The organism is Planococcus chinensis (assembly GCF_042681545.1).
GTDB classification, from domain to species: Bacteria; Bacillota; Bacilli; order Bacillales_A; family Planococcaceae; genus Planococcus; species Planococcus chinensis.
Map to the genome: position 1 here is coordinate 368,611 of NZ_JBHUFW010000011.1, position 16,720 is coordinate 385,330.

19 protein-coding genes are annotated in these 16,720 nt (G+C 51.0%); 18 read left to right on the plus strand and 1 reads right to left on the minus strand.

All coding sequences use genetic code 11. From position 1 onward, the window contains the following. Positions 1-312 precede the first annotated feature (312 nt). The 18 genes from aroQ to ACFSDB_RS14485 all read left to right on the plus strand — a co-directional run bounded on the left by aroQ (position 313) and on the right by ACFSDB_RS14485 (position 16,362). The gene (aroQ, locus tag ACFSDB_RS14400) at positions 313-753 is read left to right on the plus strand and encodes a type II 3-dehydroquinate dehydratase (protein ID WP_204890485.1); all 441 of its coding nucleotides are present in this window, start codon (positions 313-315) and stop codon (positions 751-753) included. Continuing rightward, entirely contained in the window at positions 750-1,838 is a 1,089-nt protein-coding gene (locus ACFSDB_RS14405) for a M24 family metallopeptidase (protein ID WP_377340425.1), read from the plus strand. The genes aroQ and ACFSDB_RS14405 overlap by 4 nt, the downstream gene beginning before the upstream one ends. Continuing rightward, complete coding sequence (gene efp, locus ACFSDB_RS14410) at positions 1,835-2,395, plus strand: elongation factor P (protein WP_204890487.1); 561 nt, start codon at positions 1,835-1,837, stop codon at positions 2,393-2,395. Before ACFSDB_RS14405 ends, efp begins: the two co-directional genes overlap by 4 nt. Positions 2,396-2,516: 121 nt before the next feature. Beyond that, positions 2,517-3,017 carry an acetyl-CoA carboxylase biotin carboxyl carrier protein gene (gene accB / locus ACFSDB_RS14415; protein ID WP_204890488.1) on the plus strand — a complete coding sequence of 167 codons (501 nt, stop codon included), beginning with the start codon at positions 2,517-2,519 and terminating at the stop codon, positions 3,015-3,017. 13 nt (positions 3,018-3,030) lie between these two features. Continuing rightward, positions 3,031-4,380, plus strand: a complete 1,350-nt coding sequence (gene accC, locus ACFSDB_RS14420) for an acetyl-CoA carboxylase biotin carboxylase subunit (protein WP_204890489.1) — start codon at positions 3,031-3,033, stop codon at positions 4,378-4,380. A gap of 15 nt (positions 4,381-4,395) precedes the next feature. Then, positions 4,396-4,794 (plus strand): Asp23/Gls24 family envelope stress response protein, encoded by a 399-nt coding sequence (locus tag ACFSDB_RS14425; RefSeq protein WP_204890490.1) that lies wholly within the window; start codon positions 4,396-4,398, stop codon positions 4,792-4,794. A gap of 353 nt (positions 4,795-5,147) precedes the next feature. Further along, positions 5,148-5,537, plus strand: coding sequence for a transcription antitermination factor NusB (gene nusB, locus ACFSDB_RS14430; RefSeq protein ID WP_204890491.1), 390 nt, complete (start codon positions 5,148-5,150; stop codon positions 5,535-5,537). Between the two features lie 40 nt (positions 5,538-5,577). Then, a complete protein-coding gene (gene folD / locus ACFSDB_RS14435; RefSeq protein WP_204890492.1) occupies positions 5,578-6,453 on the plus strand; it encodes a bifunctional methylenetetrahydrofolate dehydrogenase/methenyltetrahydrofolate cyclohydrolase FolD in 876 nt (291 codons plus the stop codon). Positions 6,454-6,523: 70 nt separating this feature from the next. Beyond that, positions 6,524-7,888, plus strand: coding sequence for an exodeoxyribonuclease VII large subunit (gene xseA, locus ACFSDB_RS14440; RefSeq protein WP_204890493.1), 1,365 nt, complete (start codon positions 6,524-6,526; stop codon positions 7,886-7,888). Beyond that, positions 7,878-8,111 carry an exodeoxyribonuclease VII small subunit gene (gene xseB / locus ACFSDB_RS14445; protein ID WP_204890494.1) on the plus strand — a complete coding sequence of 78 codons (234 nt, stop codon included), beginning with the start codon at positions 7,878-7,880 and terminating at the stop codon, positions 8,109-8,111. Before xseA ends, xseB begins: the two co-directional genes overlap by 11 nt. Next, a complete protein-coding gene (locus ACFSDB_RS14450; protein ID WP_204890495.1) occupies positions 8,108-8,986 on the plus strand; it encodes a polyprenyl synthetase family protein in 879 nt (292 codons plus the stop codon). The genes xseB and ACFSDB_RS14450 overlap by 4 nt, the downstream gene beginning before the upstream one ends. A gap of 93 nt (positions 8,987-9,079) precedes the next feature. After that, on the plus strand, positions 9,080-10,981 hold the full coding sequence (gene dxs / locus ACFSDB_RS14455; protein ID WP_204890690.1) for a 1-deoxy-D-xylulose-5-phosphate synthase: 1,902 nt from the start codon (positions 9,080-9,082) through the stop codon (positions 10,979-10,981). After that, on the plus strand, positions 10,981-11,799 hold the full coding sequence (locus ACFSDB_RS14460; protein WP_204890691.1) for a TlyA family RNA methyltransferase: 819 nt from the start codon (positions 10,981-10,983) through the stop codon (positions 11,797-11,799). Before dxs ends, ACFSDB_RS14460 begins: the two co-directional genes overlap by 1 nt. A 163-nt stretch (positions 11,800-11,962) precedes the next feature. After that, positions 11,963-12,412 carry a transcriptional regulator AhrC/ArgR gene (ahrC, locus tag ACFSDB_RS14465; RefSeq protein WP_135501202.1) on the plus strand — a complete coding sequence of 150 codons (450 nt, stop codon included), beginning with the start codon at positions 11,963-11,965 and terminating at the stop codon, positions 12,410-12,412. Between the two features lie 17 nt (positions 12,413-12,429). Beyond that, positions 12,430-14,127, plus strand: a complete 1,698-nt coding sequence (gene recN / locus ACFSDB_RS14470; protein WP_204890496.1) for a DNA repair protein RecN — start codon at positions 12,430-12,432, stop codon at positions 14,125-14,127. Between the two features lie 34 nt (positions 14,128-14,161). Beyond that, positions 14,162-14,920: a sporulation transcription factor Spo0A gene (gene spo0A / locus ACFSDB_RS14475; RefSeq protein WP_204890497.1), complete on the plus strand. Its 759-nt coding sequence runs from the start codon at positions 14,162-14,164 to the stop codon at positions 14,918-14,920. 280 nt (positions 14,921-15,200) lie between these two features. After that, positions 15,201-15,575, plus strand: coding sequence for a plastocyanin/azurin family copper-binding protein (locus ACFSDB_RS14480; protein ID WP_204890498.1), 375 nt, complete (start codon positions 15,201-15,203; stop codon positions 15,573-15,575). A 61-nt stretch (positions 15,576-15,636) separates the two neighbouring features. Then, positions 15,637-16,362, plus strand: a complete 726-nt coding sequence (locus tag ACFSDB_RS14485) for a glycerophosphodiester phosphodiesterase (RefSeq protein WP_204890499.1) — start codon at positions 15,637-15,639, stop codon at positions 16,360-16,362. Between the two features lie 10 nt (positions 16,363-16,372). On the opposite strand, the gene ACFSDB_RS14490 is transcribed toward ACFSDB_RS14485, so the two are convergent. Then, positions 16,373-16,606, minus strand: a complete 234-nt coding sequence (locus ACFSDB_RS14490) for a DUF2627 domain-containing protein (RefSeq protein ID WP_204890500.1) — start codon at positions 16,604-16,606, stop codon at positions 16,373-16,375. Positions 16,607-16,720: the final 114 nt, after the last annotated feature.

A 16,720-nucleotide genomic window follows, 5' to 3' on the forward strand; every position in this document is an offset into this window, starting at 1 on the left:
GAATCTGAAGCAACGGTGCTCCAACCGCTTTTATTGAACCGTTTCCAAAAATAGCTAAAACGGGCTGGCACCAGAAAAAGACCATGAAAAACCGGTCCAATAGGAAAATCGCATAAAAGTGCTGAAATAAAATATAAATGTACTAAACTACATAAGGTTTATTGTTCAAAAACCAAAAACGCAATAAGAAACAAAAGCCAGGTCGGGAAAAACTTTGAGATAGAACCGCCGCGGCATTATTCAGGAAATATTTGCTCTGGCATTCCCTTATGATAAAATAATGAAGACTGTGACAGATGGGAGTTGGGAGAAATGAAGGTGTTGTGTTTGAACGGGCCGAATTTGAACCGCCTCGGCAAACGCGAGAAAAAAGCGTACGGTACATTTACTTTGGAGGAATTGGAAAATGAATTGATGGATTTTGCCGGCAGCAACGGGATCAACCTGATGTGCATGCAGTCGAACCATGAAGGGGAATTGGTCGACTGGATCCACTTGGCAGCTGACGACGGCACGGATGCCATTGTGCTGAATGCTGGGGCGTATACACACACCAGCGTCGCCATCCGGGATGCCATTGCCTCCATCCAAATCCCTGTGGTTGAAGTACATATCTCAAACGTTTATAAGCGGGAGGAGTTCCGCCATCATTCCTATATCGCGCCGGTTGCGGCCGGACAAATTACGGGCTTTGGCCAGGACGTTTATAAATTGGCGCTGCACGCGCTGCTCCTACAACAATCGAGAGGATGAACCCATTGAAACTTCAAAAATTACGCAATGAAATGGAACAACAGCAAATCGAGGCTCTTTTGATCACCAGCCAATACAACCTGCGCTACATCACCGAATTCACCGGGACAGCGGGGCTGGCGCTTTTGACACCGGAAAAAGCGTTTTTTATCACCGATTTCCGTTATACCGAACAGGCCGGCGTCCAAGTCAAGGAATTCGAAGTGGTCCAGGCAAAGACGAATTTACTGGAAGAAGTCGCTGAAATTGTTCAATCACTTACTTTGAAGACAGTTTCATTCGAACAGGATTACATGACGTACGCTCTTTACAGCCAGTACAAAGAGAAAATGAATGCAGAAATGAAACCTGTCAGCGGGTTGATTGAAAAAATCCGGATGTTCAAGACGCCGGAAGAAATCGAAGTGCTAAAAGCCGCTGCAAAAATTGCCGATGCTGCCTACGAGCATATCTGCACATTCATCCGCCCCGGACAAACAGAGCTGGAGATTTCAAATGAACTTGAATTCTTCATGCGCAGCCAAGGCGCAACCTCGTCGTCGTTCGATATCATTGTTGCGTCCGGCACCCGTTCCGCATTGCCGCACGGGGTGGCGACGGACAAGCGGATCGAGGCGGGCGACATGATTACGCTCGATTTCGGAGCGCTCTACAATGGCTACATTTCGGATATCACACGCACACTGGCTGTCGGTGAACCGTCTGACAAACTGAAAGAAATCTATCAGGTCGTCCTGGATGCTCAAGTGCTCGCGCTCGAAAACATCAAACCGGGAATGACGGGCATTGAAGCCGACGCGATTGCACGCGATTACATCAAATCAAAAGGCTACGGCGAAGCATTCGGCCATTCAACCGGCCATGGCATCGGGCTTGAAGTCCATGAAGCTCCCGGGTTATCATCTAAATCGCAGACAGTTCTTGAACCGGGCATGGCCGTGACGGTAGAGCCGGGCATTTATCTGCCGGGAATTGGCGGAGTGCGCATAGAAGATGATATAATGATTACCGAGTCTGGCAATGAGCGATTAACTCATTCGACGAAAGAGCTGCGTATTTTACAAGTAACGGAGGAAATTAAATGATTTCAGTAAACGATTTTAAAACAGGCGTGACAATCGAAGTGGATAACGCCATCTGGCGTGTAATGGAATTCCAGCACGTAAAACCGGGCAAAGGTGCGGCATTCGTCCGTACGAAATTGCGCAACTTGCGCACAGGCAGCGTAACGGAAAAAACGTTCCGTGCCGGTGAGAAAGTGGCGAAAGCACAGATCGACAACCGCAAAATGCAATATCTGTATGCGAGCGGCGATGTCCATGCGTTCATGGACATGGAAACTTATGATCAGATCGAGCTTCCTGAAAAGAGCATCGAATATGAATTGAAGTTCCTTCAGGAAAACATGGAAGTCCAAGTGATCCAATTCCAGGGCGAAGTGCTTGGCGTAGAATTGCCGAACTCGGTCGTTCTTGAAGTGGCTGAAACAGATCCGGGCATCAAAGGCGATACAGCAAGCGGCGGCACGAAACCGGCTAAACTGACGACCGGCCTTGTCATCCAGGTGCCTTTCTTCATCAACGAAGGCGACAAGCTGATCATCAACACGACGGATTCTTCTTACGTTTCACGCGCACAATAATGAAAATCGGCCTCTTCTGAAGAGGCCTTTTTTTAAAGAAAAGCTCGCTGTTCCAAAATGGGCTGAAAAAGTCTAAAATAGTACAGGTAGGCACAACCATACATAAAGGGAGTTGGATAATTTGAAAATCCAGGAAATTCGCGAAATCATCAAACTAGTGGATGGCTCGTCAATCGATGAATTCACTTACGAATCCGAAGGCACGAAAGTGAAATTGAAGAAAAACGGCGGGGCGGTTTCAGCACCTGCAGCACAGGCGCCAGCGGCACCGGCTCCAAAAATGGAAGAAGCGCCGAAAGCGGCTGCGCCAGCTCCTGCAGCAAAAGCGGAAGAGCTGATTTCTGAAGAAGCGCCTGAAGTGGCGGTCCAAAACGACGAAAACCTTCACCAAATCCTTTCGCCGATGGTCGGGACATTCTATCAGTCGCCATCACCGGAAGAACCAGCATATGTACAGCCAGGAACGAAAGTTTCAGCTGACCAGGTGGTCTGCATCGTCGAAGCGATGAAATTGTTCAATGAAATCGAAGCGGAAGTAGATGGGGAAATTGCTGAAATTCTTGTAAAAGATGGCCAGCTAGTAGAATACGGCCAGCCTCTATTCCTCGTTAAAACCAACTGAGGAGGGGTCGCTTATGAAAAAGGTATTGATCGCTAACCGCGGAGAAATTGCAGTCCGCATTATCCGTGCGTGCAAAGAGATGGACATTGAAACGGTCGCTGTGTATTCTGAGGCCGACAAAGAGGCGCTCCATGTGGAATTGGCCGATGAAGCTTATTGCATCGGGCCGAAAGCGTCCAAAGACAGCTATTTGAATTTCTCGAACATCATTTCTGTAGCGAAATTGACAAATTGTGACGGCATTCATCCGGGATATGGTTTCCTGGCTGAAAATGCGAGCTTTGCCGAATTGTGCGAAGCTTGCGATATCATGTTCATCGGTCCGACTTCGGATGCGATTTCGAAGATGGGGACGAAGGATGTTGCGCGTGAAACGATGCGCAAAGCTGGCGTTCCGGTCGTTCCGGGTTCAACCGGCATTGTTGGAAGCGAAAAAGAAGGCTTGGAAATTGCTGAAGAAATAGGTTTCCCTGTCATCATCAAAGCGACAGCAGGAGGCGGCGGAAAAGGAATCCGCGTCGCCCGCGATCGCGAAGATTTCATTACCGGACTTCGTATGACCCAAAAAGAAGCAGCCGCAGCGTTCGGCAATCCGGGCGTTTACATCGAAAAATTCATCGAGGATTTCCGCCACGTGGAAATCCAGGTGTTGGCCGATTCCCATGGCAATGCAATCCATCTGGGCGAGCGCGATTGCTCGATCCAGCGCCGCATGCAAAAACTAGTGGAAGAAGCACCTTCACCGGCACTAAGCCCGGAACTTCGCGCTGAAATGGGCGAAGCGGCAGTTAAAGCTGCGCTTGCTGTGAATTACCGGGGAGCGGGAACGGTCGAATTCATTTTCGATGCCGTGAACCAGAAGTTCTATTTCATGGAAATGAATACCCGCATCCAGGTCGAACACCCGGTGACGGAAATGATCACCGGAATCGACTTGATCCAGCAGCAGCTGCGCGTGGCATCAGGCGAAACGCTTGCCTACACGCAAGAAGATGTGACGTTCAAAGGCTGGTCGATCGAATGCCGCATCAACGCGGAAAACCCGGCGAAGAATTTCATGCCTTCGGCAGGCAAAGTGACCATGTACCTGGCGCCAGGCGGGCTCGGCGTCCGTGTGGATTCGGCCATGTACCCGGGCTACAGCATTCCGCCTTATTATGATTCTATGGTGGCTAAGCTGATTACATTTGCGGACACCCGTGAAGAAGCGATTGCGAAAATGAAGCGTGCCCTCGATGAATTTGTCGTCGAAGGGGTCCATACGACCATCCCGTTCCATTTGAAGCTAATGGATCACGAAGTGTTCAAATCCGGCGATTTCAACACGAAATTCCTTGAAAAGTACGATGTTCTAGAATCCTAAAAGGAGCGTTGCCCTATGGCTGAAAAAGCGGCACCATATTTGCGCATGAAATCCCATGGCGCACAAGATCTAGGCAATATCGAAGTGGCACCGGAAGTGCTTGAAATCATTGCGAGCATTGCGGCTTCGGACATTGAAGGCATTGCGAGCATGCGCGGAAACTTCGCGTCCGGCGTTGTCGAACGCTTGGGCAAGAAAGTCCATGGCAAAGGAGTCAAAACGGAGCTGTCTGAAAACGGGCTGATGATCGACGTCTATTGTGTCGTGAACTACGGCGTGTCGATTCCGAAGACCGCGTTGAAAGTACAGGAACATGTCCGCCAGACGCTTGAAAACATGACGAGCCTGCAGACGCAGGAAGTCAATGTCCACATCACCGGTGTGCAATTTGAAACCGGGGAAGAGCATCATTGATCTCATCAAACTGAAATGAAAGAGGTGCCGGCCCAGCCGGCGCCTTTTTTGTTTGGTGCCAAAAGGTGGTATATAGCAAAACGTTTCTGCCTGTCTAGACACCGCTGCGTTAGCTTCTGCGCAAATCCATTTGTTTATAAAAAGCGACGGTAGTAAAATTTATTTCTTTCTAGCTGATTAATAGTACAATCTTTGCTTCTGCATCGTTCGCTTCGCTCACTAGCTTCGAAGCAAAACCTAGGTTCCGCCGCAGGGCGGAGCCTAGGTTTGTCAGAACATTTCAAACTTGGAACTTCAAACAGATTACCTGTATAATGAGGGGTAATTAGGGTGTAAAGGAGACCGGAAAACTTATGAAACGACACGAGGCACGAGAAAAGGCGCTTCAGACATTGTTCCAGCTGGACGGCACAGAGCTGACTGTCAACGAGGCAGCCGAACATGTCATGGGCATGGAGAAAGACAATTTTTACGATCTGCTGGTCCAGGGGACGCATGCCAATATGGCGGCGATCGATGAAAAACTGAAAGGCCATTTGGAGAAATGGTCGCTTGAGCGGCTTCCGAAAGTCGAGCGCACGATTCTCCGCATGGCGGTCTTTGAACTAGCGTTCATGGAAGATGCGCCTTCGAGCGTGGTCATGAACGAAGCGATCGAACTCAGCAAAACGTTCGGCGATGACAAATCGAGCCGCTTTGTAAACGGCGTTTTGTCGAAGTTCACTGACGAATTGGCAAACTAAGGCACGAACAGGCAAGCAAACTGAATTGGAGGGTTTTTTTGTGACGGCGACAATCATCGACGGAAAAGCAGTAAGCCAGAAGATTAAAGAGCAAGTGAAAGTGCGCGTTGAAAAATTGAAAAGCCAAGGAGTGACCCCGGGACTAGCGGTGGTGCTGGTGGGAGATAACTCCGCTTCCCTTACATACGTAAAAAACAAGCAGCGGACGTGCGAAGCGCTCGGCATGCGTTCAGATCTCCATGAATTTCCGGAGTCGCTGAGCGAAGCGGAGCTGCTGTCAAAAATCGACGAACTGAATAATGACCCAGGCATCCATGGAATTTTGGTGCAGCTGCCGCTGCCGAAGCATATCGATGAGTTTAAGGTGATCAACGCGATTTCGCCAACGAAGGATGTTGACGGTTTCCATCCGATTTCGGTCGGCAACATGATGATCGGAAAAGAGGCGTTTTTGCCTTGCACGCCGCATGGCATCATGAAGCTTCTGGAACATTACGGCATCGATCCTGCCGGGAAACATGCAGTCGTCATCGGGCGCAGCAACATTGTCGGCAAACCGGTCGGGCAGTTGCTGCTGCAAAAAGATGCAACGGTTACCTATTGCCATTCCAAAACAAAAGATTTACCCTCGTTCACCAGGCAGGCGGACATTCTGGTTGCGGCGATCGGGAGAGCGAAATTCATCGATCACACGCACATCAAACCGGGGGCGGTCATCATCGACGTCGGCATGAACCGGGATGAATCCGGCAAGCTCTGCGGGGACGTCGACTATGCGGATATCCTTGAGACCGCTTCATTCGCGACGCCGGTTCCTGGCGGCGTCGGACCAATGACCATTGCCATGCTCATGGAGAACACCTTGCAATCCGCCGAAAACGGGCTGTCGAAAGACAAAACCGGCCAAACCATGTAAAATAAATAGAAACAGAGCTGTTTTTCGAGAGAAAGACAGCTTTTTAATTTCGATGATTGGGGTTGTAATTTTGGCGGCAGACCCGTATTTATCTGTAAAAGCATTGACCAAATACATAAAAAAGAAATTCGACGTCGATCCCCATCTGCGTGATGTCTACGTCAAAGGGGAATTGTCGAACGTCAAAATCCATACGAGCGGCCATATTTATTTCACGTTGAAAGACAATGTGTCCCGCTTGCCGGCGGTCATGTTCTCTGCCAATGCGAAAGCGGTGAAGTTCCGGCCTGAAAGCGGCATGACTGTATTGATCCGAGGGGATGTAACCGTTTACGAAGCATCCGGGCAATACCAGCTTTATGCACAGTCGATGCAGGCCGATGGGGTCGGCGATTATTACCTGGCCTTTGAACAGCTGAAAGAGCAGCTGTCAAAAGAGGGCTTGTTCAATCCTGCCCATAAAAAGGTGTTCCCGCGTTTTCCGGAACGGATTGCCGTGGTGACAGCTCCGACGGGTGCTGCAGTACGCGACATCGTCATCACCCTTAACCGGCGCTACCCGCTGGCGAAAGTGGTCATCTACCCGACGCTCGTGCAAGGGGCTCAGGCGACCCAATCGATCGTCCAGTCCATCCAAGCTGCCAACCAGCACGAGTTCGACGTCATGATTGTCGGGCGCGGCGGCGGCTCGATCGAGGATTTATGGGCGTTCAATGAAGAAGCGGTTGCACGCGCGATCTACCAGTCCCGCATTCCGATCATCAGCGCTGTCGGGCATGAGACGGATACGACCATTGCCGATTTTGTGGCAGATATGCGTGCCCCGACACCGACAGCAGCGGCCGAATTGGCTGTTCCAAGCAAAACGGAACTTTTGGACCGGCTGCTCCGCTACCGGAGCGGCATGTACCGGCAAGCAGCGAACGTCATTGCAAAAGACAAAGCGTCGCTGGGCCGGCTGACGTCTTCCTACCCGCTCGCTTATCCGGACCGGCTGTACCGGCCGTTCATTGAACGAATCGAACGTGCGACCGATTCCCTGCAGCGCGAAACGTTCCAGCAAATGAACTATGCGCGCGAGCGGTACAGCAACCTCTCGAACCAGTTGGCTTCACGGAGCCCGGAGAACCGGATCCGCCAAGCGATGCTCGAAGTGGACGGCCTTGAACGCCGGCTCGGCCAATTGGCCAATCTTGCGGTCAAGGACCGGACCCACCAATTGTCATCGGCCATGCGGACGCTTGATGCCTTAAGCCCATTGAAAATCATGGACCGCGGCTACTCGATCTCCTATAAAGGCGATGAAGTGGTCAAAAGCGTGGAACAAGTGGAACCTGGCGACGAACTGACCGTCGCGATGAAGGACGGTACATTGAAAGCGGTAGTAAACGAACGCATTCTAGCGAACAAAGGAGACCGGAAAGATGGCAGATAAAGAAATCAAATTCAATCAAGCGATGGAACAACTCGAAGAAATCGTGCGTCAATTGGAGCAAGGGGACGTGCCGCTCGAAGAAGCACTGACACTGTATCAAAAAGGCATGGAACTGTCGAAAGTCTGCCACGATAAATTGCAGAGCGCTGAAAAGCAATTGGTCACGATGATGCAAGAAGGCAAAGAAGTACCGGCGGATATCGAAGGCGGGAATGCAAAATGAACCTGTCCGATTTCAGAACCCATTACGAACCGTTGATCCAGCAGGAACTGGCTGATTTGATCCAAAGCCTGTCAATCCCTGCTTCATTAAAGGACTCTATGCATTACTCGCTGCAGGCTGGGGGCAAGCGCATCCGCCCGATCCTTCTTTTGGCGGTGCTGCATGAGCTCGGGGACGGGCATCCGGATGCATTGAAAGTCGCAGCGGCGATCGAAATGATCCATACCTATTCCTTGATCCACGATGATCTGCCGAGCATGGACAATGACGACCTGCGCCGCGGCATGCCGACAAACCATAAAGTGTTCGGCGAAGCGGTGGCAATTCTTGCGGGCGACGCCTTGCTGACGTACAGCTTTGGGGTCGTGGCAAGGCTCCAGCATGTCGACAGCGAAGACAAAGTGCGCCTGATCGATCTGATGAGCGTTTCTGCAGGAGCGGAAGGGATGGTCGGCGGGCAAGTGCTCGACATCGAAGGGGAAGAGAAGAAGCTCGGCCTTGAAGAGCTTGAGCAAGTCCACCGGCTTAAGACCGGTGCCTTGTTGACCTACAGCATTCTGGCAGGCGCCATCCTTGCGAAAGCTACGGATGAGGAAATCGTGGCACTCAGCAGGTTCGGACAGCATCTTGGTTTGGCTTTCCAGATCCAGGATGATATCCTGGATGTCACCGGTACTTCCGAAGAACTTGGAAAAACCGCCGGCAAGGACGAATCGAGCGAGAAAAGCACGTATCCGGGCTTGCTGACGCTTCCGAAAGCGAAAGAAAAACTGGATTACCACGCTGGCGAAGCGCTTAAGGCGATCGCGGAGCTGGGCGGAACGAAACCGCTGCTAGAGGAATTGACGGCGTTGATTGTAAAAAGAAAAAGCTGAACCGATGCACTCTGATTTGTACATTGGGCATAGATTGTTATAATAAGGACAGACTAATTAGCGGCAAAATTTTTTAGAAGGTGTGTGATGGCAATGGATCTGCATACGATTACCAGTCCATCTTTCTTAAAAGAGCTGAACAACGAGCAGCTCGTAGAATTAAGTGAAGATATCCGACGATTTTTAATTGAAAACCTCTCGAAAACGGGCGGCCACATCGGCCCCAATTTAGGCGTGGTCGAATTGACCTTGGCGCTGCATAAAGTATTTGACAGCCCTGATGATAAATTGATTTGGGATGTAGGGCACCAGTCTTATGTCCACAAGATCCTTACTGGGCGGGCAAGCCAATTTGATACACTCCGCCAATTCAAAGGCCTTTGCGGATTCCCGAAGCGCAATGAAAGCGATCATGACGTCTGGGAGACGGGCCACAGTTCCACGTCCCTTTCCGCAGCCATGGGCATGGCGGCTGCGCGCGATATCAAAAAAGCGAAAAACCACGTCATCCCGATCATCGGCGACGGCGCCTTGACAGGCGGCATGGCTTTTGAAGCATTGAACCATATCGGTCATGAAGGGACCGACATGATCGTCATCCTTAACGACAACGAGATGTCCATCGCCCCGAACGTCGGCGCGATGCATAGCGTCCTCGGTCGGATGCGCACTGCCGGCAAGTACAACAAAGTCAAAGACGACCTGGAATATCTGATCAAGAAAGTTCCGGCGGTCGGCGGCAAATTGGCTTCCACGGCAGAACGCGTCAAAGACAGCCTGAAATACCTTCTGGTATCCGGCATGTTCTTTGAAGAACTGGGCTTCACTTACCTCGGGCCGATCGACGGCCATGACCTCGAAGATCTGGAAGAAAACCTGAAATATGCCAAGAAAACCAAAGGCCCCGTGCTCCTTCATGTGGTCACGAAAAAAGGCAAAGGCTTCCTGCCGGCTGAGACCGATACTGTCGGCACTTGGCACGGAACCGGACCTTATAAAATGGAGACCGGCGATTTGGTTAAATCTTCTTCGACGGCGCCATCGTGGAGCGGTTTGATCGCTGAAACGGTGCGCAAGCTCGCTCGTGAAGACGAACGCATTGTCGCAATCACACCGGCTATGCCGGTCGGCTCGAAACTGGTCGGGTTCGCCTCCGAATTCCCTGACCGCTTCTATGATGTCGGCATTGCGGAACAGCATGCGATGACGATGGCAGCCGGCCTTGCAACACAGGATATGAAACCGTTCCTGGCCATCTACTCGACATTCCTTCAGCGCGCATATGACCAGGTCATCCATGATGTCTGCCGCCAGAACTTGAATGTATTCATCGGCATCGACCGTGCCGGACTTGTCGGCGCAGACGGCGAAACGCATCAAGGCGTCTTTGATGTCGCGTTCCTCCGCAACTTGCCGAATATGGTCGTCATGATGCCGAAAGATGAAAATGAAGGACAGCATATGGTGAAGACAGCGATCGAATACAACGATGGCCCGATTGCCCTGCGCTACCCGCGCGGCAACGGCCTCGGCGTCCCGATGGACAGCAGCTTGAAAACCTTGCCGATCGGTTCCTGGGAAGTGCTCCAACGCGGAACGGATGCAGTCATCCTGACATTCGGGACGACCATCCCGATGGCGCTCCATGCGGCGGAAGAATTGCGTGCAGGCGGCATCAATGCAGAAGTCGTCAATGCCCGCTTCATCAAGCCGATGGATACGGAAATGCTCCATAGCATCTTCGGACGCAAAGTTCCGGTCATCACGCTTGAAGAAGCTGTGCTGCAAGGCGGTTTTGGCAGCGGCGTACTTGAGTTTGCAGAAGAAAACGAATATACGGGCGCAATCGTCCACCGCCTCGGCATCCCTGACCAGTTCATCGAACACGGCGATGTCGCCGAACTGATGGACGAAATCCATCTGAACAGCGATGAAGTGGTGCGCGTAGCCAAGAAATTGGTGTCTGCCCAGAAGGCGGAATCGAACGTTCTATGATCAAACCGAAAAAAGAGCGTGTCGATGTCCTGCTTGTGGAACGCGGCATCTGCGAAACGCGGGAAAAAGCGAAAAGGGCCATCATGGCCGGAATCATCTATTCAAATGAAGAACGCATGGACCGGCCCGGCGAGAAGATTGCGGCGGATGCACCGCTGCAGATGAAGGGCAATGACCTGAAATATGTCAGCCGCGGCGGCCTGAAACTCGAGAAAGCTTTGGCGGAATTCGACTTGTCGGTAGAAGGCAAATTGATGCTCGATATCGGTTCGTCGACGGGCGGCTTTACAGATTGTGCACTGCAAAACGGTGCGAAGCACGCGTACGCCTTGGATGTCGGGTACAACCAATTGGCTTGGAAAATCCGCCAGGACGAGCGGGTCACGGTGATGGAACGGACGAATTTCCGCCACTCCAAGCCGGAAGACTTTGCCGAAGGGCTGCCTGAATTTGCAACGATCGACGTCAGCTTCATTTCCTTGAAGCACATCCTGCCCGTATTAAAGCAGGTGCTGGTTCCAGGCGGCGACGTCATTGCGCTTGTCAAACCGCAGTTTGAAGCGGGGCGCGAAGCAGTCGGCAAAAAAGGCATCGTCCGGGATCCGAAAACCCATCGCGATGTACTGATGAAAGTCGGGGCATTTGCGACAGATGCCGGCTTCCATATAAAAAACATGTCCTTTTCCCCGATAACCGGTGGAGAAGGCAATATCGAATTCCTGTTCCATCTGCAGTCTGCTGCAGAAGGCGATGAAATCGCCCCTGTAAAGGAAGAGCAAGCGGCAAAAACAGTTGCGATGGCCCACGAAAATTTATAAACACATTCCATAAGGGATGTGTTTTCTTTTTCGGCTCAGAAAGAACGGAACGGCTCCGGCACGGCAACGTTCCATCCAATTTACCGGCTTGCTTGTCTTTCGTGCTGTTTAAAGGTACGATATAAGATATATAGAATAATTATTCATTCTAGGAGGAGCCATCGTGAACAAAGGCCAACGCCATATCAAAATTCGGGATTTAATTTCAAACAGGGAAATAGAGACACAGGACGAACTCGTGGATCTGCTGAAGTCTGCCGGCTATGAAGTGACACAAGCGACCGTTTCACGTGATATTAAGGAATTGCATCTGGTGAAAGTGCCGCTGCAGGACGGCCGCTACAAATACAGTTTGCCGGCGGACCAGCGTTTCAACCCGATGCAGAAGCTGCACCGTGCGTTGACGGACGCTTTTGTCAGCATCGACGGAGCGAGCCATTTCCTGATCATGAAGACCTTGCCGGGCAATGCCCATGCAATCGGGTCGCTGATCGACCATCTGGACTGGGAAGAAATCCTCGGGACGATTTGCGGGGACGATACGTGCCTGATCATTTGCCGGGACACGGACCAACGGGAAGTATTAAGACAGCGTTTAATTGAAATGCTTTAAAAAAGAGGTGGATGGGTATGCTGCGGGAGTTGGATATACGCAATTTTGCCATTATCGAGGCGCTTACAGTCAGCTTTACGGACGGATTGACCGTCTTGACCGGTGAAACGGGCGCCGGGAAATCAATTATCATCGATGCGGTCCACCTGCTTGCAGGCGGACGGGGAAGCCAGGAGTTCATCCGGCACGGCGCTAAAAAAGCGGAAATCGAAGGCTTGTTTTCGATCGACGAAGAAAAGCATCCGGTATTCACGAAATTGGCGGAGTTCGGCATCGATTCAGTTGATGGCGATATTTTGCTGCGCCGTGAACTGAACGACAAAGGGAAGAATGTCTGCCGGGTCAATGGAAAATTGGTAACTATTTCCATTTTGCGTGAAGTGGGCGCTGCCTTGATCGACATCCATGGCCAGCATGAGACGCAGGAGCTGATGGACGAGAAGCAGCACTTGCATCTACTTGACCAGTTTGCCGGCGGGACATTGTCAAAAGCTAAGGAAAGCTATTCCCATACGTACGATAAATATATGAAGCTGAAACGCGAATTTGCGAGCTACAATGAAAACGAGCAGCAGATTGCGCAGCGCATCGACTTGCTGACGTTCCAGCTGCGCGAACTCGAAGCGGCGGAACTGGTGGCGGGCGAAGAAGAGGAACTCCTGCAGGAGCGGAAGAAACTGCATAACTTCAACAAGATCTATGAGTCGGTCTCGGCGGCCCATGAAGCGATCCAAGGGGAATCGAAGGGGCTCGACTGGGTCGGTTCGGCGATGTCGGAACTCGAACACGCCGCTTCGGTTGATGAACAGTTCGGAAGCCACTCCGAATTGGTTTCGGGTGCGTTCTATCAATTGCAGGACGTGGCATCGGAGATCAAGCGGCTTGTCGACCAGATGGAATTCGACCCGTCCCGCTTGAATGAAATCGAACAGCGGCTTGCGCTTTTGCAATCTCTGAAGCGGAAATACGGCGCTTCAGTCGAGGACATGCTGTTGTATTACGAAACGCAGAGCGACGAACTCGATAAATTGGTCAACCGCGACCAGCGACTGCAGCTGGATCAGGCGAAACTGAAGGAATTGACGGACGACCTTCGCGTCGAAGCGGAAGAATTAACGATCCTCCGCAAAAAGGCCGCTGGGAAATTGGGCAAGGCGATCATGGAGCAATTGCGTGAACTGCATATGGGCAAAGCTTCCTTTGAAGTCCATTTCAGCGCATTGCCGAATGGCCGTTTTGACCGCCACGGCGGCGATGTGGTGTCGTTCTACATATCGACCAACTTGGGTGAGCCGTTAAAACCATTGACCAAAGTGGCTTCCGGCGGTGAATTGTCGCGGATGATGCTGGCGCTGAAGACGATCTTCTCCCGCCACCAAGGCATCACATCGATTATTTTCGACGAAGTCGACACCGGCGTCAGCGGACGGGTGGCGCAAGCGATTGCAGAGAAAATCGCAGCCATCTCCGTCCATTCCCAAGTGCTCTGCATCTCCCATCTGCCGCAAGTGGCAGCGATGGCGGACCAGCATTTATTTATCGAGAAAAAAGTGGAAAAACAACGGACTACAACGGCTGTCCACGAGCTGGACGGCCATGAGCGGACAGAAGAAATGAGCCGGATGCTGTCCGGAGCGGAAATTACCGACTTGACGCTCCAGCACGCTGAAGAGCTGCTGACGCTCGCAAAGGACAGAAAGCTTGCAATGAGATAGGGTTGCAAGTGCAGCCAACAGGAGGAGTAAGTGGATGGACATGATAAAGATTGCGATCGCAGATGATAATAGCGAATTGGTTTCCCTGATGAGCGATTATTTGAGCAACCAGCCAAATATGGAAGTTGTTGCAGCTGCCTATAATGGCAAGACGTGCATTGAAATGCTTAAAAAGCATACGATCGATATTTTGGTGCTCGACATCATCATGCCTTATTTGGATGGCATTGCCGTTTTGGATGCCATCAAAGAGGACGATGACCTGCGCGGAATTGAGGTTATCATGCTGTCCGCCTTCGGCCAGGAATCCATCATGAGCCAGGCTGCCCAGTACGGAGCTTCCTATTTCATCATGAAGCCGTTCGAAAATGAACGCCTCGCGGTGCAGATTAACCATATCATGCAAAATCGGACCGTTGCCGTCGACCCTAAGAAGACAGCAGCGGCTAAGCATGAAAAGATTGTAAACTTGATGAAGGAAATCGGCATTCCGCCGCATGTACAGGGCTACCATTACCTGAAAGAGGCGGTTTCGCAAGTGATGGAAAACCCGGCGCTCTTGAACCGGGTGACCAAAGAGTTGTATCCGAGCGTCGCTGAACGGCTCGGGTCGACGCCATCGAGAGTCGAGCGATCCATCCGCCATGCCATTGAACTTCTTTGGAACGATAAGGACATCGGACAAATCGCCGAAATCTTCGGCTATAGCGAAGAGCATCTCGAGACCAAGCCGACCAACTCGAAATTCATTGCAATGTTTGTCAATAGCGCCCAGTGGGATGATCGCCAATAGCAGAATGTATTCCCATCAACACCTTGTTTCTCGGCGATAGAGCCCGGAAGCGGGGTGTTTTATTGTTGGTGAAGCGCGCATTATCTTTGGATAGAGGCTATTAAAATGAATAGAAAAGTAATATAATATTGTATGTAAATAAGAAAAAAATGATTTTTTTATTTGAGCAATAGTGAAATATCAAGCCCATTAACTGAAGGCGTTCTCTTCTGCTGCAGCTTTCCATATCCATCATTCTTCAGCCCTTGTACATAATTCGTTATGAAAGGAAGGGATTGTTGTGGGAAGAACCTGGTGGATTTTATTGCTTAGTGTCCTATTGGCGCTGAGCGCTTGCGGGGAAGAGGAAGGCGGGGGAGCAGAAGCGCCGGCTGGGGTTCCGGAAGCTCAAGAAGGGGAAGTTTCTGAAATTTTCCCGCCGGGGGAAGAAGTAGCATTTTTCTTCGGCGAACCCGGGCGTTTTGATGTTTATTGCCCGATCCATCCGGCGATGGAAATGACGGTCATGGTGAAAAAAGGGGCGGACATTAGCGGAGAGACCACGATTGCAATGAAAGACTTGGCCTTTTCCGAACGTTCTGTGACCGTCGCGCCGGGAACGACAGTTACATGGGTTAATGAAGACACACTGGACCATAATGTGGGATTCAAATGACTTCGCTGGCGGAAATGTCCAGCAAGTGCCTGAACATACATGAGAAAGAAGTTGATATCTTTTGCCAGAACTTGAAGTTTACGCACATCGTGGGGCATCGGGTTATACGCTGGAAAACACTTGGAATGCTTTTTACAAGGCCTGCGAATTTGGTGTAGGAATCGAACTGGATGTCCAGATCACCAAAGACGGGGTGGTCGTCGTCTACCATGACGACAATTTAAAACGGCTGAGCGGCCAGAACCGGAAAATCGAAGAATCGGAGTACCGGTTCTTGAAGGATTTGAAAATCGGCAAGAAGATTCGCCGCCGCATCTGGAACCACCAGATTCCGTTGGCGTATGAAGTGTTCCACTGGGCGAAAGAAAAGCGGGTGCCGCTGAACATCGAGCTTAAAAGTTCGTTTGGCGCACATCCGGACGGGCCGAGAATCCTGGCGGCGATGCTTGAAGGGATGGAGAATTTCCATTTGTCTTCATTCCATCCCCATTTGCTGAAAAGTATGAAGGAACTTTTGCCGGAAGTGGAAACCGCGTTGATCCTGAAGAAAAAACTTCCGCTCGAAGCATTGGCGGCGATGGATTGGATCGACAGTCTGCATCTGCACAAACGGATTTATACACCGGCGTTACTGGCAGCCCTCCATGGGATGGAGAAAACTGTGAGGGTTTACGGCATGCGCGGGACCGAGCCGGCAATGAAGAAACTCATGCCGGAACTGAAAGGCATCATCACCGATTACCCAGACCGGGTAACAAAAAAATTGCGTCTAGCCTCTGAGAGGTAGACGCAATTTTTTATTTCTGGAATCTTTTCGATACGGTCCCTTTTTTGCGGTCCCGGTTCAGCAGGAAGCCGGCAAAAAAACCGATGCCGAGTACGACGAAGATGGTGCCGAGCGTGAATTGTAGCCAAAGGGCCGGGTAAGGCTCGAGCAATTTATTGAACAGCGTATCACGCATCAATTTGATGCCGTAAGCAGCCATGATGCCAGGGATGAGCAATACGATAAAAGCGATCAGACGTCCCATGTTTCCACTCCTTCTCCATCTATTGTTTCCAATTCGCCCAAAGTTGTCAAGAAAACCATCCTGCGTTACGCTTAAGGGAGCAGTGCAAGAATTTGCGCATCCGTGCGGAAAGGT